Source organism: Amycolatopsis sp. (assembly GCF_025464955.1).
GTDB lineage: Bacteria > Actinomycetota > Actinomycetes > Mycobacteriales > Pseudonocardiaceae > Amycolatopsis.
Genome location: NZ_JAODNM010000124.1, coordinates 297,015 through 315,291, shown reverse-complemented (window position 1 = coordinate 315,291; position 18,277 = coordinate 297,015). Strand labels below are relative to the sequence as shown.

The window sequence follows — 18,277 nt, the reverse complement described above, 5'->3', positions numbered from 1 at the left end:
GTCCGCAGAACGGACGATTTTGTCCTGATGCCGAACGCTACTAGCGTGTTAGTCGTGTCAAGCGCTGTGGAACTCACTCCCCCCGGCCCCCGTGGAATCCCTCCCCTGTTCGCGCGGCTCGTCGACGACTCGGCCCTCTTCCCTCCCGGAGAGGCGTCCATGCCCGAAGCGTTGCGGGCGCACTTCGAAACCAAGGCCGGTGAACATGCCGGTGTACTGGGGGTATTCCTCTGTCAGGCCTCGCGGCTGCCTGAGCTGATCACCGAGTTGATCAAGGTGAAGCCGAAGCAGCCGCTGCCGCTTTCCCTGATCATCGACACCGGCCTCGGCGGCGTCCCGAAGGCGATCTCGATCGTCGAGTCGCGTGGCGAGCTGCTCGCGCTGCGGATGGTGGAGATGCCCGCGCCGTCCGACGTCGACGAGGTGTGGCTGGAGCGGGTGTCGGAATTCGTGCCCGAGGACGTCATCCGGGTCGTCGAGCCGCGGCGCGGTGTCGGCTGGCTCGACGGCGTCCGCAAGGTGATCGAGCACGGCAGCTGGCCCAAGATCCGCTGCGGCGGCCTGTCCAGCGAGAACTTCCCGAGCGTCGACGAGGTCGCGGACTTCCTGTCCGTGGTCAGCGCGTCCAGCGGGGCGTCGTTCAAGGCCACGAACAGCCTGCACCGGGCGGTCCGGCACACCGCCGAAGGCTCCGGCGTCGTCCATCACGGGTTCCTGAACCTGCTGGTGGCCTCCGCGCGGTGCCTCTCGGGCGGCGACGTGCGAGGCGCGCTGGAAGAAACCGACGGAGAGTCGCTGGCCAAGGAGGCCAAGGCGCTGTCCGACGACGCGGCCAAGGCCGTCCGGGCGTTGTTCGGGTCGTACGCCGCGGCGTCCTTCGCCGAGCCGGTGGCCGACCTCGCGGAGCTCAAACTGCTATGAGCGGCGAGGGGTCGCTGACGCTCGATCGCGGCCTCGCGTTGCTGCAAGCCGTCGCGGACGCCGGTGGCGAGGCGGCGACCATCACGGAGCTGGCCGTCACCATCGGCGCCAGCCGCGCGGCGGTCTACCGGCTCCTCGTGCCGCTGTCGGAACGCGGGCTGGTGTGGCGGGACGGGACGAAGGTCCGGCTCGGTGTGGGCCTGCTCAGGCTCGCCGGGCAGGTCCTCCCGCAGCTGCGGGACGCGGCGTACCCCGTGCTGCGCGAGCTGGCGGAGAAGGTGGGCGCGACAGCCCACCTGTCCGTCGCGCAGGGAAACCAGGCGCAGGCCGTGGCGGTCGTCGAGCCGACGTCGACGGACTTCCACGTCGCCTACCGGGTCGGCAGCCGTCATCCGCTCACCGCGGGCGCGGCCGGCAAGGCGATGGCCATGAGGACGTCCGAGCAGGGCTGGGCGACGTCGAGCGGAGAGCTGCAGGACGGCGCGTCCGGGATAGCGGCGCCGATCCGTGGCGTTTCGGGGCTGCGCGCGAGCGTCGGCGTCGTGACGTTGGAACCGCTCGACGCAAGGGTGGTCGGGCCTCAGATCGTCGAGGCGGCGGCCGCGCTCAGCGAGGTTCTCCGGCGCTGAGCAGCGGCCGGACCATCGTCGCCAGCAAGGCGAGATCGATCGTGAACAGCAGCCGCTCGAACAGGCCCATGGTCACTTCGGGATGTGCGGAAGTGCCGATGACCAGCGTCGCGACGAATCCGCCCAGCACCACCACGACACTGCCCAGGCTGGCCACGGCCAGCCGCCGGATCGCCTTGCGGCGGGGTTCCCACGGACAGCGGACCGCGCTGGCGCGAGTGAGTAGCCACGCCGCCGACGGGAGCGCGACGAACGCCGTCAGTGCCGCGTAGTTGTGCAACTGTCCGCTGAACGAACGCGCCTGTCCTTCGGGATCGACAGGGAAGGTCGCGCAGATCAGCAGGCCCACGCACCACGTCCCGAGCAGGACCAGGATCGGCGTCGACCGGCGGACCCTGGCAATGCCGATCAGCAACGCGAGCGAGCCGAGGGAGAGCGCCAGGCACATCGCGCTGAACAGCGGCGCCGCGGACCTGGTGCCCAGATGCCCGTAGACGTACTCGCTCAGCGTCTGCCAGACCGGGCTGACCTGCTTCGACAGTCGCAGGTGGAGGTCCACCGCGATGACCACCGCCACCGCCATGCCGGCCACCGCGAACCGCCCGGGCAGGGGCGAAACGCGGGCGGCCGGGGACTGGACGGCGGTCATTCCGGTGGCCTCCTCGGCGACTGGGCCAGGGGTGGCGACGACAGACATCGAGGGCAAGGCCCCGCGGCGTCATCGCCGGTTCACCTTGCCCTCATCTGGACTTCGCCTGAGGTTACCGTGCCAACCTGTGAACTCGTGAGCAGTACAGCCGGTTCTAACCGGCCAGAACGCTCACGAGCAGTTCCCCGGCGGCGAACACGGCGAATCCGGCGAACACGAACCCGGCGACACGCTGGATCAGCTTCGGGCGGATGCGGCTGCGGATCTTCTGGCCGATGAACACGGCCAGCCCGGCGACCGACACCAGCGCGACGAACGCGCCGACACCGACCGCGAACGGGTTGCCGAACTTCGCGGCCAGGCTTGCCGTCGCCAGTTGGGAGGCGTCGCCCCACTCCGCGGCGAAGAGCACGCCGAACGACGTGATCGCGGAACGCAGGAACGTCACCGGCGTGGGGCCGGAGCGGGAAGCGTCTTCTTCACCGTCGACGCCGGGAGTGAAGCCCTCGCGCAGCAACATGTAGGCGCCGACGGCGAACAGGGTGGCCACGATTCCGGTGACGAGCGATCCCGGGAGCAGGGTCAGAAAGCTCCCGAACACGACCGCGATCACGCATTGTATGGCGAACGCGACGCAGACTCCGGCGAATACCGGCCAAGCCCGGAAACGGGTCGTCAGTACCAGCGTTGCGACCAGCGTCTTATCCGGCAGTTCCACTGCCAGTACCAGGCCGAACGCGCTTATCAGCGCCCACATTGCGGGAGACATCGGTATTCACACGCCCCTTTCACTGCAACGATAAAGGAGCCGTTCAGTACCGGCAAGTAGATGGATTTCCCGAATTACCGGTTTTGGTACCGGTGAATGGTCGTTATCGACCGGCCGGACATTTTATTTCGGTATGCCGAATCTCATTGTGTGGGTATCCTTCGGAGATGACCGAACGCGTGGGGCAGATCGACGAAGTGTGTCGGCGGCTGGAGACGATGTACGTCTTCCCGGACGTCGCTGGGCAGCTCGCGAAGCTGCTGCGAGCAAGGGTCGCCGACGGCGCATACGACGGGCTCGACGACGAGGAGCTCGCGGCTGTCGTCACGGAGGATCTGCAGTCGGTCAACGGCGACAAGCACCTCAGGCTGCGGTACCACCTGGAGCCGGTGCACGACGGCGGAGACGGCTCGTTCGACATCGAGGCGTATCGCGCCGAAGCCGAGTTGAGCGGTTACGGCATTGCACGGGTCGAGCGTCTGCCTGGCAACGTCGGCTACCTCGATACACGCTGGCTGCCGTTTTCCGAGGTCTCCGGCCCGGCGATCAGCGCCGCCATGTCACTGCTCGCGCCGACCGACGCGCTGGTGATCGATGTCCGGCAGAACGACGGTGGTCAATCGGCCACGTCGGCGCTGATCAGCAGCTACCTTTTCGACGAAGCCAAGCACCTCAACGACGTCTACTTTCGCGAAGGGGACCGCACCCAGCAGTTTTGGACGTCGCAGTACGTGCCGGGGCGCAAGTTCGGCGGCACGAAGCCGGTGTGGGCGCTGATCGGGCCGGACACATTCTCCGGTGGCGAGGACCTCAGTTACTCGCTCCAGCAGTCGAAACGCGCGAAGACGGTCGGCGAGCCCACGAGGGGCGGCGCGAACCCGCGGCGGCAGTACAAGATCGCGACGCATCTGGACGTCACCGTGTCACACGCACGGGCGATCAATCCCGTGTCCGGTGGTAACTGGGAAGGCTGCGGAGTCCAGCCGGATATCGCGGTGCCGGCCGCCGAAGCGTTCACCACCGCGTACCAGCTCGCCTTGGAGCAGGTGCTGACGCTGGGGGATTCCGGAGCGCGGCGGCCGGTGGCCGATGAAGCCCGGCTGGCGCTGTCCGAGTTCTAGCGTCCCGTTCGGGACCTTGGTCCCCTCATGATCGGGACCAGTAGGACTGGCGAGTGCTGGGGACAGGGAGCACGCTCGGAAGCGTGGACGTCCTGGAGCTCGCTCGGTGGCAGTTCGGCATCACCACCGTCTATCACTTCCTGATGGTTCCGTTGACGATCGGGCTTTCCGTGCTCGTCGCGGGCATGCAGACGGCGTGGGTGCGCACCGGCGACCGCCGCTATCTCAAGATGACCAAGTTCTGGGGCAAGCTGCTGCTGGTCAACTTCGCCATGGGCGTGGTGACCGGGCTGGTCCAGGAGTTCCAGTTCGGCATGACGTGGAGCGCGTACTCGCGGTTCGTCGGGGACGTCTTCGGGGCGCCACTGGCGTTGGAGGGGCTGTTCGCGTTCTTCATCGAGTCGACGTTCCTCGGGCTGTGGATCTTCGGCTGGGACAGGCTGCCGAAGAAGGTCCACCTCGCCTGCGCGTGGGCGTTTTCGCTGGCCACGATGGCGTCGGCGTACTTCATCCTCGCGGCGAACTCGTGGATGCAGCACCCGGTGGGCGTCGACTTCGTCAACGGGAAGCCGACGATGAACTCGATCGGCGCGGTGCTGACGAACAACACCGCGCTCGCCGCGATCCCGCACACCATCGCGGGCGCGTTCTCGGTGGCGGCGGCGTTCATCGTCGGGGTCGCGATGTGGCACCTGTGGCGGAAACGCTCGGCGGGAGACGAGCACCGCTCGATGTGGCGGTCCTCGCTGCGGCTCGGTTCGTGGGTCGGGATCGTCGCGTTCGCGGCGCTCGCGATCACCGGCGACACCCAGGGCAAGCTCATGTTCGAGCAGCAGCCGATGAAGATGGCCTCGGCGGAAGCCCTGTGCCACACGGAAAAACCGGCCAGCTTCTCCATCCTCGCGATCGGCGACGTCGCCAACGCCAACTGCGAGAGCGTCAAGACGTTCACCGTGCCGGCACTGCTCTCGTTCCTGGCGCACAACGACTTCTCCAGCGAGGTCAAAGGTGTCGAACCGCTGATCTCGGCGTACCAGGCGAAATACGGTACGAACTACCCGAACGACCCGGAGCTCGGCGCGCTCGCCGGCAAGCCGATCGACTACGTGCCGAACCTGCCGGTGACCTACTGGGGCTTCCGGATCATGATTGGCTTCGGCGCGGTCTCGGCCGGGATCGGCCTGCTGGCGCTGTGGCTGACGCGGCGCGGCCGGATCCCGTCGACCAAGTGGTTCCCGCGGCTCGGGTTGATCGGCATCGCGACGCCGTTCATCGCGAACAGTGCCGGTTGGATCTTCACCGAGATGGGCAGGCAGCCGTTCGTGGTGGTGCCCAATCCGTCCGGTGTGGACGGAGTCTGGATGTTCACCGCCCAGGCCGTCTCGCAGTTGTCCACCGGCGAGGTCTGGACCTCGCTGATCTCGATTTCGCTGGTGTACGCCGTGCTCGGTGTTGTCGAGCTCTATCTCATGCGGAAGTACGTCCGGGGCGGCGTCGAAGGCGTTATGCCACCCGAGAAACCCAAGCAGGACAACGGATCTGATGCGGAAGACACAGAAACCCTGTCCTTTGCCTATTAATCCTCAGGGGTGTTGGCTATGAGCCTGCAAACGGTGTGGTTCTGCGTTATCGCCATCTTCTGGCTCGGCTATCTTTTCCTGGAAGGTTTCGACTTCGGCGTCGGCATGCTGCTGCCGATCCTCGGCCGCAAGAACGTCGAGCGCCGCCTGATGATCAACACCATCGGTCCGGTGTGGGACGGCAACGAGGTGTGGCTCGTCGTCGCCGTTGCCGCGACCTTCGCCGCGTTTCCCGACTGGTACGCCACGCTCTTTTCGGGCGCGTACCTGCCGACACTGGTCATTCTGCTGGCGCTCATCGGGCGCGGCGTCGCGTTCGAATACCGCGGCAAGGTCGACTCGGATCGCTGGCGCCGCAACTGGGACCGCGTGATCGTCGTCGGCTCGTGGGTGCCGCCGCTCGCGGTCGGCCTGCTGCTCGCGACGACCGTGCTCGGCCTTCCGCTGGACGCCCACGGGAACCGCATCGGCTCGGCGTTCGCCTCGGTGCGCTGGGACACGCTGCTCGGCGCGGTCGCGCTCGCCGGGTTCGCGCTCGTCCACGGCGCGACTTTCCTGACGTTGAAGACTTCCGGCGAGTTCCGGGACCGTGCGCGTGCGCTGGCACTGGGGATCTTCCCGGTCGCGTTGCTGCCCTTGCTGGCGTTCCTGGTCGTCGTGCAGTTCCGGGAGGGTTCACTGTGGACGGTTGTGCCGCTGGTCATCGCGTTCGTGGCCGTCCCGCTGGCCTGGTGGCGGCTCACCGCCGGCCGTGACGGGCAGGCGTTCGTGACGCTCGGCGTGGTCATCGTCGCGGCGGTCGTGGTGATGTTCGGCTCGCTCTACCCGGACGTCCTGCCGTCCACCGGCGACGCGGCGAACTCGCTGACCGTCGCGAACGCGGCGTCGAGCCCGTACACCCTGAAGATCATGACGTGGGTCTCGGTGTTCGGTGCGCCGGCCGTGCTCATCTACCAGGGCTGGACGTACTGGGTGTTCCGCAAACGCATCAGCGTCCAGCACATCCCGCCGGTGCACGTGCCATGAGCGGACCGCTCGGGGCGTTGCCGTCCCTGTCCGCGACGGCTCGGCGCGCACTGGTCCTGACCGGAGCTTTGTCGCTGGTCAACGCGGGTTTGCTGGTGGCACAGGCGTTTCTGCTCGCGGACGTGCTCGCCGAGATCGTGGCGGGTCATGCCGGCGGACACGGGGGTCAGCTGGTCATCCTGCTCAGTGTGGTCGCCGGACGGTCGCTCGCCGGCTGGGCGATCAAGGTCGTCTCAGCGCGTGCCGCCGCGGGCGCGAAGGAAGAACTTCGCGCGCGGACCGTCGACCACGCGCTGCGACTCGGTCCCGAGTGGATCGCCGAGCACGGCAGCGGCCGCCTTACCGCGTTGACGACCAGGGGCCTCGACGCGCTCGACGCCTACTTCACGAGCTACCTGCCCGCGCTGGTCACGGCGGCCGTGGTGCCGCTCGGCGCCGGAGTCGCGGTGCTGTTCGCGGACTGGCCGTCGGCGCTCATTCTCGTCCTGACCGTGCCGTTGCTGCCGATGTTCGCGATCCTGATCGGCAAGTACACCGCGGACCGCGTCGCGGCCGTCGCCGACTCGGTGCAGCGGATGTCGGCCAACCTGCTCGAACTCGTCCGCGCTCTGCCCGTGCTGGCGGCGTTCCGGCGTGCGGCGGCGCAGGCCGAGACCGTGCGGCGCCTGTCGGACCGGCATCGGCGCGCGTCGGTGAAAACCCTGCGGGTGGCGTTCGCTTCGGCGTTCGCCCTCGAGCTGATCGCGACGATCTCGGTGGCGCTCATCGCCGTTCTGATCGGGATCCGGCTGGTGTCCGGGGAGTTGCCGCTGGCGATCGGGCTCGGTGTGCTGATCCTCGCGCCCGAGTGCTACCAGCCGCTGCGCGCTGTCGGGGCCGCGTTCCACGCGAGCGAGGACGGCGTCGAGGCGGTTCGCCGGGTTACGGACGTCCTCGCGGAACCTGTCGTCCGGGACGGCAGCACGGTCCCCGTTCGCGGGGAAGTGCTGGTCAGCGGGCTCAGGGTGGCCCGGCGCGGCGGCTTCGCGCCGGACGGCGAGTCGTTCTCGGTGCGGCCTGGGGAGACGGTGTGGCTGCGTTCGCCGAGCGGCGCGGGAAAGTCGACGACCCTGGGCGTGCTGCTCGGGTTCGCGCGGCTGGCGTCGGGCCTGGTCACGATCGGCGGCGTCCCGCTCGATGAAGTCGATATGTCGATGTGGCGGAAGAGTGTCGCATGGGTTCCGCAGTCGCCGGCGTTCGCCGGCGGGACCGTTCGCGCCGAGCTGGAACTCGCCGGCGAGGTTCGGGACGAGTTGGACACGCTGGGGCTGGCGGACCTTGCCGATCGGCCGATCAGCGAATTGTCCCCGGGACAACGTCAGCGCGTCGCTGTCGCGCGGGCACTGATCCGCGTCCGCGAAGGCGCGTGGTTACTCCTCATGGACGAGCCGACAGCGCACCTCGACGGCGTCAACGCCGAGCGGGTCATGGCGGCGGTTCGGGCGACGGGTGCGGCGGTGGTCATCGCCGCGCACGACCGGCCGGACGGAGTCGTGTTCGACCTCGACCCGCCGCGGCTTCCCACGACCAAGTTGGTGACGTCTACCGAGGTCAAGCCACTGCGACTGCGTTCGCTCGTCAGTCGACGACTGCTCGTCGGGGTGCTGCTCGGGGCGTTGGCGGCGCTGTCGGGGATCGCGTTGACGGCGACCTCCGGCTGGCTCATCGCGAAGGCTTCACAGCAGCCGGCGATGTTGACCCTCTCCGTCGCGATCGTCGGCGTGCGCGCGTTCGGGCTCGGGCGCGCGGTGCTGCGGTACGCCGAGCGGGTGATCACGCACGACGCCGCGTTCCGCATCGCCGGGGGCCTGCGCGTGCGAACTTGGGAAGCGCTGGTCCGACGCGGCCCGGCTCGGGCGTTCCGTGCCGACGAAGGACAACGCCGGCTCGTCGACGACGTCGACACCGTGCGCGACCTGCTACCCCGGGCGGTCACGCCCTCGTTCGTCGCGGCGCTGGTCGCGCTGGGCGCCGTCGGTGTGCAGACGGCCGTACTTCCGGCCGTCGGCCTGGCGCTGGCCGTCGCGGTACTCGTCGGAGGGCTCGCTGCACCCTGGCTGGCACTGCGTTTCGAGCGCCATGCGACGTCAGCTTTGGCTGCTGGACGTCGTTCTGTGGCAGCGCAAGTCCTCGGGCTGTTCGAGTCCGCGGCCGAGTTGATCGCGTTCGGTGCTCATGTCGGACGACGCCGTCGGCTCGCCGCGACGGACGCCGTGCTCGTCGCCGACGCACGTCGTCAGGCCGTCGGCACGGGCGCGGCGGAGGCGCTGATCACGCTGGTCTGCGGCGCGGCCGCGGTCCTCGGCACCGGTCTCGCCGCGGACGCCGTCGCGGCCGGGCGCCTGGACGGCGTCCTCGTGCCGCTCCTCGCGCTGGTGCCGTTGGCGCTCGCCGAGGTCCTCGCCACCCTGCCGCCGGTGGCGCAGCACTGGGACACACTGCGCGCGGCTCGGGTGCGGCTCGCGGACTTCCCGGCGAGCGACGTCGACGCCAGGGCCCAGACGTCCCGGAGTATCGACGTCACGCACGCCGACATCGCGTGGCCCGACAGGGAACCGGTGCTGTGGGACGTCGATCTGCACATTCCGCACGGCACGCAGGTGGCCGTCGTCGGGCCGAGCGGCGCCGGCAAGTCGACGTTGATCGCGGCGCTGCTGGGGTTCCTGCCGCCGTCGCGGGGCGAGATTTCGGTGCCGGCCAAGGTCGCGTGGGCGCCGCAGGAGCCACAGCTCGTCTCGACGACCGTCGCGGAGAACCTTCGGCTCGCCAAGTCGGGCGCGACCGACGAAGAGCTGCGTCACGCCCTGGACCTCGCCGCGCTCGACGACGTCCGGCTGGACACCGTGCTCGGCAGCGCGGGGGCGGGGCTGTCCGGTGGGCAGGCTCAGCGTGTCGCGCTCGCGCGGGCACTTCTCGCCGCGCCGGAAGCCGACTTCGTGCTGCTTGACGAGCCGACAGCGCACCTCGACGAGCTCACCGCCCGGAAGCTGCTGGCCAACCTCCGGCGCGAGCTCGCCGGACACACCGTCGTGCAGGTCACCCACCACCGCGACGAAGCCGTCGACGCTGACCTGGTGCTGGAGGTTCGTGAGGGTCACGTCATAACCAAGGAACCCGCCGGACGCCTAGTCTGATGACGCTCATGGATCCCACACTCGCCGCGCGCGCGTTGTCCGCGGCCACCGAAATCACCACCGCCGCGCTGTCCGGTGACGACCCGGGCGCGGTGCTGGAAACTGTGGTGCGCCGGGCCGTCGAACTCGCCGAAGCGGACCTCGGGCTGGTCATGGTCCGATCCGGCGACGGCACCGTGGTGGTCGAAGCCGCGCACGGCGAGTGCCTTGCCGACCTTCGCGGTCTCGTGCTGCCGTCGGCGTCGGCGGCGGGGCAGGTCGCGCGCGGCGGCGAGCCCGTGGTCAGCGTGGACTTCACCACCGATCCCCGCACCGCGCCATTCGTCCCGCCGGAGCTGACGGGGTTCGGCCCGTTCGCGGCCGCGCCGTTCGGGGCAGGCGGGCGTGTGCTCGGCGCGTTGACGGTCTATCGCAGGCACGGTTCCGGGATTTTTTCCTCGTCGACGGTCGAGGTGCTGACAGCGTTCGCGGCGCAGGTCGGCGTCGTGCTGGCGCTCGCCGAGGGCGCCGTCGCCCGCAACCGCGTCTCGCTGTACCAAGAGCGTGAACGGATCGCGCGCGAGCTGCACGACGTCATCGTGCAGCGGCTGTACGGCGCGGGGATGCAGCTCGATCGCGTCCGCCGGCGGATGCGGAAGCGCTTCGCGCAAGCCGACGGCGTGCGCCTCAGCGAGGCGATCGACCAGCTGGACCAGACCATCGAGGAGATCCGCGGCACCGTGCGCGCCCTCCGGTCACCGGAGCCGGAACGCGAGTCGCAGCCCGCGATCGACCTCGCGGAGTCCGCCCGCGGCGAGGTCCGCATCGCCGGTGAGCTGCTCGGCTTCCCGCCCACCCTGGAGCTTTCCGGCGAACTCGCGGACATCCCGGCCGAACGCGCCGACCACATCCGCGCCGCCCTGCGCGAAGCTCTGTCCAATGTGGTCAGGCACTCCGGGGCCAGCGAGACGCGCGTGACCCTGCACCGGGACGCCGAGGGTGTCAAACTCCGCGTCCGCGACAACGGGTCCGGCGTCCCCGAGGGCGTCGCGACACGCGGCTTACGGCACCTCGCCGAGCGCGCCGAAACCGCCGGCGGGAAGTACTTCGTCAACTCCTCGCCGAGCCTCGGCACGCTCGTCGCGTTCGACCTTCCGCTGGACTGAGTTGCTAGCGTGGACCACCTGTGACGGAGGGGACACGTCGTGTTGGAAGTCATTGCCAGTGAAGCGGCCAAAGTCGTGGTCGCCGGGGTGTTGGGCGCGGTCAAGGACGTCGTGTCGCGCAAGCTCGCCCAGCGTCGCGAAGGCGATCTGACCGCACTCCTCGCCGACCACGAACGGCTCGCGGTCGCGATCCAGGACGCGGCCGAAGCCGATTCCGAGTTCGCCGAACGACTCGACGACCTGGTCTCGGAGCTGCGGCCGTCCGGGGACGCGGGTTCCGACGTCCCGGCCGCGCCCGCCGACTTCGTCGACCGGGATGCCCAGCGGGAACGAGCGAGCCGTGCCGGCGTGCACGTCATCTCCGGTCCGCGCGGAGCCGGCAAAAGCGCGCTGGTCTACCGCATCGCGGAGCAGCTGAGCGGATCCCACCCCGATGGGCAAATCTACGTCGACCTGGCCGATTGGCGTGAGGGCAATGCGCTGCGCCGCAGCGAAGTCGCCGCGCACATCCTCGGCAGGTTGGGCGTCGAGACGAGCTTGGTGAGCGCGCCCGGCCCCGAGCTGTGGTCGCAGTACCGGTCGGTGACAGCGCGGTGCCGGTTCCTGCTCGCGCTGGACAATGCCGAGAGTGTCACCGATGTGCGCGAGTTCGTGCCGCCGTCCGCGTCGGGGCTGGTGCTGGTGACCGCCATCAAACCGGGCGACGACCTGCTGACGGCGTTCCCGTCCGAGATCGCGCTCGGTGCACTCGACGTCGAGGATGCGTTGGCACTGCTGGAGAGTGTCACGAGTCCGGAAGCCGTGACTGCCGAGCGGGATGCCGCGATCGACCTGGTCGAGCGCTGTGATCGAATGCCGTTCGCGGTGCGCCAGGCCGGAATCCGGGTGCGCAAGCGTTTGCTTAGGGGGCCGGGCGCGATCGCCTCGGTGCTCGCCGACTTCCGGCGCACCGGAGTACTCGGCGGGGTCGACGTCATCGCGGCAGCGTTCGAGGACACCTTCGGCGAACTTTCGCCGGACGCAGCCGAGCTGTGCCTGCTGGTCGCGTCACACCCCGGGCCTGACTTCACCTCGCAGAGCGCCCAGGCGCTGCTCGGCCGCCCGGTCGAAGACGCGCTCGACGAACTTGGCGACGCCGGGTTCCTGGCGCCGACAAATTCGTCGCGCCAGAAGCTGTACAACCTGGTCAGAGAGGGTGCGCGTCGGCGCGGCCCGCGTGAAGAGGCGACTGAGCGCGCGCTGACGTTCTACCGCGACCAAGCTGTCGCCGCCGACTACTCGCTGGGGATGGACAGGCTGCGGTGCTACCAACCGCTGCCGGGCGTGGTCGCGGACTTCGGCAGCCGTCCGCCGCTCGACTGGGTTGACGACGAGCGCGAGGCGTATGGCGCATTGGCTCGCGAGGCGCACCTGCGCGGTCGGGATGTCGAGCTCGGGCAGATCTGCGGGGCGCTCGAAGTCCTGATGCTCAACCGTGGGCACCACCGGCTGTTCATCGAGATCAACCACTGGGGGATCCAGAGTGCCCAGCGGCTCGGCGACGCTGCGCTGGAGGCTCGGATCCTCAGCCAGCAGGGTCGCGCGCACTTCCTGCTGCACGAGTTCCAACGGGCCTCGCCGCTGCTGCGGCGGGCGATGTCGCTGGTCAGCGGCTTGGGTAACCCGGGGCTCGAGTCGTCGGTGCTGGAATTTTCCGCAAGGTTTCACGAGGAACAACGCCTTTTCCCGGTCGCCCTGGACCTGATGAACCGCGCGGTGACGCTGGATCGCGTGATGGGAAAACCCGGCACGCGAGCTCTTGGGCTGCATACGCGGATGCTGGCGAACATGCAGGTCAAGGTCGGCAATTTCGAAGGCGCGCTCACCCTGCTCACCGAGTCGGCGGCGATCGCCGACCTCCTTGGCGAGTCGCGGAACATCGCGCGGGTACTGACTGTGCGGGCGAAGGCGTTGTCCGGCCTCGGCGCCTACGCGGAAGCTGAGCAAGCGCTGCAGCGAGCCTGGTACCTCGCCGCGGAAGCCCGTGCGACCCAGTACACGACGGAGTTCAACGAAGACTTCGGCGACCTCGCCTATGCCCGAGGCGACCGCGCGACGGCGTACGCGCTGTGGCAACGGGTGTGGCAGACGTACTTGGACGCCGGACATCCGCGCGAGGCGGAGTTCCGCGGGCGACTGGCCGCTCTCAGCCCGCGATGACCTCAGCAGTCCGCTTTCCGAGCTGGATTCGCTGCGCGCCAACGATTTCCTCGTGCCTGGCGAGGCGGAAGTAGGCCAGGGACGCCAGCGCGAGCGGGTCGACGCCCGCCGCGCTGAGTCGTACGGCCGAGCCGCCGCGCGGCAGGACGTGACAGGTGCCGTTCTCGACTGACGCGGCAAGCCGCGCGGTGGGCCAGTGGTCGAGCAGGTCGCCGAGGGTGTCCGGGCCGAGGTCGGTGTAGACGACGGCGGCCGCGTCCAACTCGCGTAGTTCCGCGGCTTCGGCGTGCGCGACGACATGCTGGAACGGGCGGACCGGGGGTTCGGGAAGTCTTGGTATCAAAGGGAAACGGCTCACGGAGACGGTGTCGTCCAGTGCCTGAGCCGAAACGAGGAACGCGGTGATGTCGGCAGGTTCCGTTACTGGGGAGGCTACCGGCGGGAAGGAGGGTTTGACTGTGGGTAAGGGAAGCGCGAGGCGGTCGTAGATGTGCCGACTCAGCAGCTCCGCCGACCGGCCAGGGCTGTCGACGGCCTGCTTGACGACGGGTTCGTGATCGCCGGGGCGGTGTGCCCGGCGCGCGATGTCGAGCTGCGCGGCCAAGTCGCCGTCGTGATCTAGCCGGGCGGTCCGGGCCGCGAGCGCGGCCAACGGGGAGTCGGTGACCGTCGTCGCGGTGTCACCGGCGGCCATCAAGAGCGGTTTGTCGACGGCGGCGGCATAGAGCGCGGCCGATCCTTCATCGGAGATCACCAGGTCGGCAGCCAGAATCGTGGCCTGCCAACCCTGCTCCGGCGGGATGACCGCCAGACCCGTTTTCGCGGGAGCCCCGAGCCAGGCCTGGAGCTGCCAAGCGCTGTGCGCGGACCAGACACCGGGATGCAGGATCACCGCGACCTGGTACTCGTCGAGCGGCAACTCGGCCAGCAGCCGGTCGGGTAACTCCGGCCTGCTGCCGTACAACGAACCCGGGCCCCACGTCGAGCACAACACGACGAGCGTCCGGTTGCCGGTGGCGAGCGCGGCGCGGTAACGGGGCGTCAGGTGGCGGCTGACGAGCATCCGGTCGTGGCAAGGATCGCCGACGACCACGGCATGCCCGAGCGCCTCCGGGCACGCCGCGCGCAACTGGTCGCGCTGCACTGGATGGGACAACGCGATCGCGTCCGGGACAACTTGCCCATGACGCAGCAACTGGTTCGGGTTCATCCCCGACACGACCTGGCCTGCCGGATAGAACTTCTGATACCCGATGCCGTGGGGCAGCAGCAGAACGGGCGCGTCGAGTTCGTGGAGGCGATCGTTCTCGCTGGCGGCGATCGCGAGGTCGAAGCGGGTGGCGACGGCTTGCGGCCACGTGATGACCGAGGCGTCGAGCCGGCGCAGGAAGGTGTCGATGCCGGGGCTGAAGACGGCCCGGTTCTCGTCGTCGTGGGTGAACACGACCTGGATGCGGCGGTCGTGTTCGAACAGGGAGAGCACGTCCAGCAGCCGCGTCGCCGTGGTGACCGTCCGGATCACCACCAGGACCTGCCGATCGAACCCCACGGTCAGCCAGTCGCGGTACCCCGGGTCAACCGGAACCCTGCGCCAGAACTCCGGGGGGGGGGTGCGCTTTTCGGCCACTACTTGCCCCGGCGCGCGATCCAGGCCGCGGCCTGGGTGCGGCGCTGCATGCCGAGTTTGGCGAGCACCGAAGTGACGTAGTTCTTGACCGTCTTCTCGGCCAGGAACAGGCGCTCAGCGATTTCGCGGTTCGACAGGCCCTGCCCGATCAGGTCGAGCACGCTCCGCTCGCGTTCGGTCAGTGCGGCGAGCTCGTCCTCGGGCGGGTGCCGCAGTTTGTCGAGCACGCGGGCGGTGGTGAGCGGATCGAGCAGCGACCGCCCGGCGGCGACTTCGCGGACGGCGTTGACCACGTCCTGGCCCTTGACCTGCTTGAGCAGGTAGCCCGAAGCGCCGGCCATGATCGCGCCGATCATGGCCTCCTCGTCGTCGAACGCGGTGAGCATCAGGCACTGCGGTGCGTTCGGCCTGGACCTCAGCTCACGGCACAGCGTGACGCCGTCACCGTCACCGAGCCGCACGTCGACGACCGCAACGTCGGGCTCGACATGCAGCGCGACAGCGAGCGCTTCGTCGACGCTGCCCGCTTCGGCGATGACCTCGATGTCCGGCTCGTCACCGAGCAGCTCCCTGAGCCCGCGGCGTACGACTTCGTGATCGTCGACGAGCAGCACCTGGATCGGCATACCCCGAGGTTACGTGGCTGCCCTGACAGTGAGGGGCCGGTAGTGAGCCTGCGCTCGGGTGATCTGGCCCATGACCATGATGATCAGCACCGCCGCGGCGACCTTGCAGATCATCGACACCGTGTCGATGACGGCGACGGTCTGCAGCTGGTCGGAGCTCGGCGTGCCGTACAGGACGCCGATGGCGAGCTCGTCGATGAGGTTGTACGCCACGAAGAACGACCACCACCAGTCGATGAGCGGACTACCCGGCAGCAGCCGGAGGTCCAAGCGATTCGGCCCGTCCACCGGCCGGCTCGCCTTCCGGATGTCGGAAACGATCCGGCGGGGGAACCAGAAGTTCACTACCGGGCAGATCCAGGCGCCGATCACCCAGCCCACGCCGTGCTCGTGCTGCGCGATCGACAGCAACTCCGCCGTTCGCCGGGCCTCCCACAGCCACCAGACGAAGACGACTGCCGCCGCGAGCATGATCCAGGTGCTGAATTGGCCCGCCCGGTCGAGGAAGGTGACGTCCACGGACTCGGTCGACCCGGCGAGGTAGTCCCGGACAGCCAGGTAGTTGTGCCAGTGCGACCAGGACTTGGCGGCGGCCGCCAGCGTCGAAGCGACGATCAGCGCGGACGCGGCGATCCGGAGGACCTGGGGCAATGGCGTGGAGTGGGGTGCTTCGGTGGGCATCGCTGGATCTCCCCAGTTGGGTCCCGAGCGGAGAGAGCCGGACTCCACGTCTCATCGTCCGATGATCCGGATTTGTTTCAGTGGCGGCCAGTCCATGCCTGCCGCGAGTACGTCTTCCGACTTTTTTCGCGGCGGTGTCGAATGGTGTCGAGCCAGTTCGTAGCCAAGGTGAGAGACCGGCACCGGGCCGGTCGCCACACACCAAGGGAGCTCACGATGAAGGAGTACCTGCTCGCCGTCCAGTTCGACGAAAGCGCGCCGCCGGAGTCCGAAGAGGAGATGCAGGCCCAGATGGCCCGGACCGGCCAGGTCACCGACGAGATGAAGGCGGCCGGTTCGTGGGTGTTCGCCGGCGGTCTGCAGCACTCGCACGCCTCCACGGTCGTCCGGCCCTCGGGCGGCACGACCACGATGACGGACGGCCCGTTCGCCGAGACGAAGGAACAGCTCGCCGGGTTCTGGGTGATCCAGGTCGACGACCTCGATCAGGCGCTGGTCTGGGCCGACAAGTGCGCGCTGGCTTGCGGGCAGCCGATCGAGGTGCGCCCGTTCGACGACGCGTCGCGCCGGCACTGATGGATCTGGACAGCGTCTACCGGACGGAGTACAGCCGGTGCGTGGCCACGCTGACGCGCCTCCTTGGTGACATCGGGCTCGCCGAGGAAGCCGTCCAGGACGCGTTCGCGGTGGCCGTCCAGAAGTGGGACGAGGCGCCGCCCAATCCCGGCGCGTGGATCGTGACCACCGCCCGCAACCGGGCGATCGACCGCCTGCGCCGGGAATCCACCCGCGAAGCCCGTCACGCGCAGGCGCTGCTGCTGCACCAACCCAGCGGCGTCACGGCGCCGGAGGAGGTGGGACCGGTGCGCGACGATCCGCTCCGCATGATCTTCACCTGTTGCCACCCGGCCCTGTCGCCGCTCGCGCAGACCGCGCTTACCCTCCGCCTGCTCGGCGGGCTGGAGGTGGCGGAGATCGCGCGGGCCTACCTCGTGCCGGAGGCGACCGTCTTCCAGCGGATCGTCCGCGCGAAGAAGAAGATCCGCGACGCGGGCATCCCCTACCGGGTGCCCGGCGCCGCGGAACTCCCCGATCGGCTGCCGCCGGTGCTCACCGTGCTGTACCTGGTCTTCAACGAGGGATACACGTCCACGTCGGGGGAACTGCTGCGGGCGGACCTGTGCCTGGAGGCGGTTCGGCTGGCGAGGGCGCTCGCCGAGCTGATGCCGGACGAGCCGGAGGTACTCGGGCTGCTGGCGCTGCTCCTGCTCACCGATGCGCGTCGGCCGGCGCGGCTGGGGCCTTCGGGTGAGCTGGTGGTGCTCGCGGAACAGGACCGGTCGTTGTGGAACCGGGAGTTGATCGCCGAGGGGCATGACCTGGTTCGCCGGTGCCTGCGCCGTGCTCAGCCGGGGCCGTACCAGCTGCAGGCCGCGATCAACGCCGTGCACACGGACGGCCCAGCCACCGACTGGGCGCAGGTGCTGGCGCTCTACGACCAGCTGCTGCAGCACATCCCGACCCCGATCGTGGCGCTCAACCGCGCGGTCGCCGTCGCCGAGGTGCACGGTCCGGCGTTGGCGCTGGCCACCATCGATGAGCTGGACCTGCCGGGTTACCACCTGTTGCCGGCCACCCGCGCGGACCTGCTCACCCGCCTCGGCCGTTCCGCCGACGCCGTCGCCGCCTACGGCGAGGCGATCGCCCTGGCCACCAACGACGCCGAACGAACTTTCCTGGAGAACCGACGGGCGCGCCTGACAGACCCGGCCTAGGTGCCTCCGGTGAGGAGCGGCCGCAGCCAGTCCGGGTTGTCGTGGTCCGAAGCCGGGATTTGGAAGTCCCCGATGCGGATCGTCGGCAGCCAGCCGTGCTGCGGTGGGATGAGATCCGCCAAGGCGTCGCGGAAGGCCCGTTGCCGGTGACGTCCGCCGGCGCCGGGGAACATCGGCGGGCACGGCCGGGCGAATCCGCCGCCGGGCTCGCGGCCGCGAAGCGCCAGTGACTGCTCCAGCCACAGCTCACGATCGAATCCCAGCGCGCTGTCCGCGGGGTAGAGCTCGAGCGTCTCGGCACGGGGGCCGGTGAAATGCTGGACTTCGTCGACTTCGATGACCTGAAGCACATCACC

The 18,277-nt window shown here is 69.1% G+C and carries 16 protein-coding genes; 10 read left to right on the top strand and 6 right to left on the bottom strand.

Annotated elements, in window-relative coordinates:
* Window positions 1-66: 66 nt before the first annotated feature.
* Window positions 67-921, top strand: a complete 855-nt coding sequence (locus tag JWQ81_RS31855) for a hypothetical protein (protein WP_297547646.1) — start codon at window positions 67-69, stop codon at window positions 919-921.
* On the top strand, window positions 918-1,550 hold the full coding sequence (locus JWQ81_RS31850; protein WP_297547472.1) for a helix-turn-helix domain-containing protein: 633 nt from the start codon (window positions 918-920) through the stop codon (window positions 1,548-1,550). Before JWQ81_RS31855 ends, JWQ81_RS31850 begins: the two co-directional genes overlap by 4 nt.
* Here JWQ81_RS31850 and JWQ81_RS31845 read toward each other — a convergent pair.
* Complete coding sequence (locus JWQ81_RS31845) at window positions 1,528-2,199, bottom strand: DUF998 domain-containing protein (protein ID WP_297547471.1); 672 nt, start codon at window positions 2,197-2,199, stop codon at window positions 1,528-1,530. The two genes, JWQ81_RS31850 and JWQ81_RS31845, sit on opposite strands and share 23 nt — an antisense overlap.
* 154 nt (window positions 2,200-2,353) lie before the next feature.
* Complete coding sequence (locus JWQ81_RS31840; protein ID WP_297547645.1) at window positions 2,354-2,956, bottom strand: TMEM165/GDT1 family protein; 603 nt, start codon at window positions 2,954-2,956, stop codon at window positions 2,354-2,356.
* Window positions 2,957-3,135: 179 nt separating this feature from the next.
* On the opposite strand from JWQ81_RS31840, the gene JWQ81_RS31835 reads away from it, so the two are divergent.
* From JWQ81_RS31835 to JWQ81_RS31810, 6 genes are all read left to right on the top strand, one after another.
* Complete coding sequence (locus JWQ81_RS31835; protein ID WP_297547470.1) at window positions 3,136-4,089, top strand: S41 family peptidase; 954 nt, start codon at window positions 3,136-3,138, stop codon at window positions 4,087-4,089.
* Between the two features lie 83 nt (window positions 4,090-4,172).
* Window positions 4,173-5,669 (top strand): cytochrome ubiquinol oxidase subunit I, encoded by a 1,497-nt coding sequence (locus tag JWQ81_RS31830; protein WP_297547469.1) that lies wholly within the window; start codon window positions 4,173-4,175, stop codon window positions 5,667-5,669.
* 18 nt (window positions 5,670-5,687) lie between these two features.
* Window positions 5,688-6,695, top strand: a complete 1,008-nt coding sequence (gene cydB, locus JWQ81_RS31825) for a cytochrome d ubiquinol oxidase subunit II (RefSeq protein WP_297547468.1) — start codon at window positions 5,688-5,690, stop codon at window positions 6,693-6,695.
* Window positions 6,692-9,868: a thiol reductant ABC exporter subunit CydD gene (gene cydD / locus JWQ81_RS31820; RefSeq protein WP_297547467.1), complete on the top strand. Its 3,177-nt coding sequence runs from the start codon at window positions 6,692-6,694 to the stop codon at window positions 9,866-9,868. The genes cydB and cydD overlap by 4 nt, the downstream gene beginning before the upstream one ends.
* 8 nt (window positions 9,869-9,876) lie before the next feature.
* Window positions 9,877-11,013: a GAF domain-containing protein gene (locus JWQ81_RS31815; RefSeq protein ID WP_297547466.1), complete on the top strand. Its 1,137-nt coding sequence runs from the start codon at window positions 9,877-9,879 to the stop codon at window positions 11,011-11,013.
* Window positions 11,014-11,052: 39 nt separating this feature from the next.
* The gene (locus tag JWQ81_RS31810) at window positions 11,053-13,212 is read left to right on the top strand and encodes a hypothetical protein (protein ID WP_297547465.1); all 2,160 of its coding nucleotides are present in this window, start codon (window positions 11,053-11,055) and stop codon (window positions 13,210-13,212) included.
* Here JWQ81_RS31810 and JWQ81_RS31805 read toward each other — a convergent pair.
* The 3 genes from JWQ81_RS31805 to JWQ81_RS31795 all read right to left on the bottom strand — a co-directional run bounded on the left by JWQ81_RS31805 (window position 13,199) and on the right by JWQ81_RS31795 (window position 16,146).
* A complete protein-coding gene (locus JWQ81_RS31805; RefSeq protein ID WP_297547464.1) occupies window positions 13,199-14,761 on the bottom strand; it encodes a hypothetical protein in 1,563 nt (520 codons plus the stop codon). The two genes, JWQ81_RS31810 and JWQ81_RS31805, sit on opposite strands and share 14 nt — an antisense overlap.
* 77 nt (window positions 14,762-14,838) lie before the next feature.
* A complete protein-coding gene (locus tag JWQ81_RS31800; RefSeq protein ID WP_297547463.1) occupies window positions 14,839-15,465 on the bottom strand; it encodes a response regulator transcription factor in 627 nt (208 codons plus the stop codon).
* Between the two features lie 9 nt (window positions 15,466-15,474).
* On the bottom strand, window positions 15,475-16,146 hold the full coding sequence (locus JWQ81_RS31795; protein WP_297547462.1) for a DUF4328 domain-containing protein: 672 nt from the start codon (window positions 16,144-16,146) through the stop codon (window positions 15,475-15,477).
* A gap of 216 nt (window positions 16,147-16,362) precedes the next feature.
* Between JWQ81_RS31795 and JWQ81_RS31790 the strand changes: the two genes are divergently transcribed.
* Together JWQ81_RS31790 and JWQ81_RS31785 are read left to right on the top strand one after the other, a co-directional pair.
* Window positions 16,363-16,722 carry a YciI family protein gene (locus JWQ81_RS31790; RefSeq protein WP_297547461.1) on the top strand — a complete coding sequence of 120 codons (360 nt, stop codon included), beginning with the start codon at window positions 16,363-16,365 and terminating at the stop codon, window positions 16,720-16,722.
* On the top strand, window positions 16,722-17,921 hold the full coding sequence (locus tag JWQ81_RS31785) for an RNA polymerase sigma factor (RefSeq protein WP_297547460.1): 1,200 nt from the start codon (window positions 16,722-16,724) through the stop codon (window positions 17,919-17,921). Before JWQ81_RS31790 ends, JWQ81_RS31785 begins: the two co-directional genes overlap by 1 nt.
* On the opposite strand, the gene JWQ81_RS31780 is transcribed toward JWQ81_RS31785, so the two are convergent.
* Complete coding sequence (locus JWQ81_RS31780) at window positions 17,918-18,271, bottom strand: hypothetical protein (RefSeq protein WP_297547459.1); 354 nt, start codon at window positions 18,269-18,271, stop codon at window positions 17,918-17,920. The two genes, JWQ81_RS31785 and JWQ81_RS31780, sit on opposite strands and share 4 nt — an antisense overlap.
* Between the last annotated feature and the right edge of the window lie 6 nt (window positions 18,272-18,277).

Coding starts and splice junctions, on each gene's coding strand:
- JWQ81_RS31850 (WP_297547472.1), top strand. CDS start 918: ATGAGCGGCGAGGGGTCGCTGACGCTCGATCGCGGCCTCGCGTTGCTG.
- JWQ81_RS31845 (WP_297547471.1), bottom strand. CDS start 2,199: ATGACCGCCGTCCAGTCCCCGGCCGCCCGCGTTTCGCCCCTGCCCGGG.
- JWQ81_RS31840 (WP_297547645.1), bottom strand. CDS start 2,956: ATGTGGGCGCTGATAAGCGCGTTCGGCCTGGTACTGGCAGTGGAACTG.
- JWQ81_RS31835 (WP_297547470.1), top strand. CDS start 3,136: ATGACCGAACGCGTGGGGCAGATCGACGAAGTGTGTCGGCGGCTGGAG.
- cydB (WP_297547468.1), top strand. CDS start 5,688: ATGAGCCTGCAAACGGTGTGGTTCTGCGTTATCGCCATCTTCTGGCTC.
- cydD (WP_297547467.1), top strand. CDS start 6,692: ATGAGCGGACCGCTCGGGGCGTTGCCGTCCCTGTCCGCGACGGCTCGG.
- JWQ81_RS31815 (WP_297547466.1), top strand. CDS start 9,877: ATGGATCCCACACTCGCCGCGCGCGCGTTGTCCGCGGCCACCGAAATC.
- JWQ81_RS31800 (WP_297547463.1), bottom strand. CDS start 15,465: ATGCCGATCCAGGTGCTGCTCGTCGACGATCACGAAGTCGTACGCCGC.
- JWQ81_RS31795 (WP_297547462.1), bottom strand. CDS start 16,146: ATGCCCACCGAAGCACCCCACTCCACGCCATTGCCCCAGGTCCTCCGG.
- JWQ81_RS31790 (WP_297547461.1), top strand. CDS start 16,363: ATGAAGGAGTACCTGCTCGCCGTCCAGTTCGACGAAAGCGCGCCGCCG.
- JWQ81_RS31785 (WP_297547460.1), top strand. CDS start 16,722: ATGGATCTGGACAGCGTCTACCGGACGGAGTACAGCCGGTGCGTGGCC.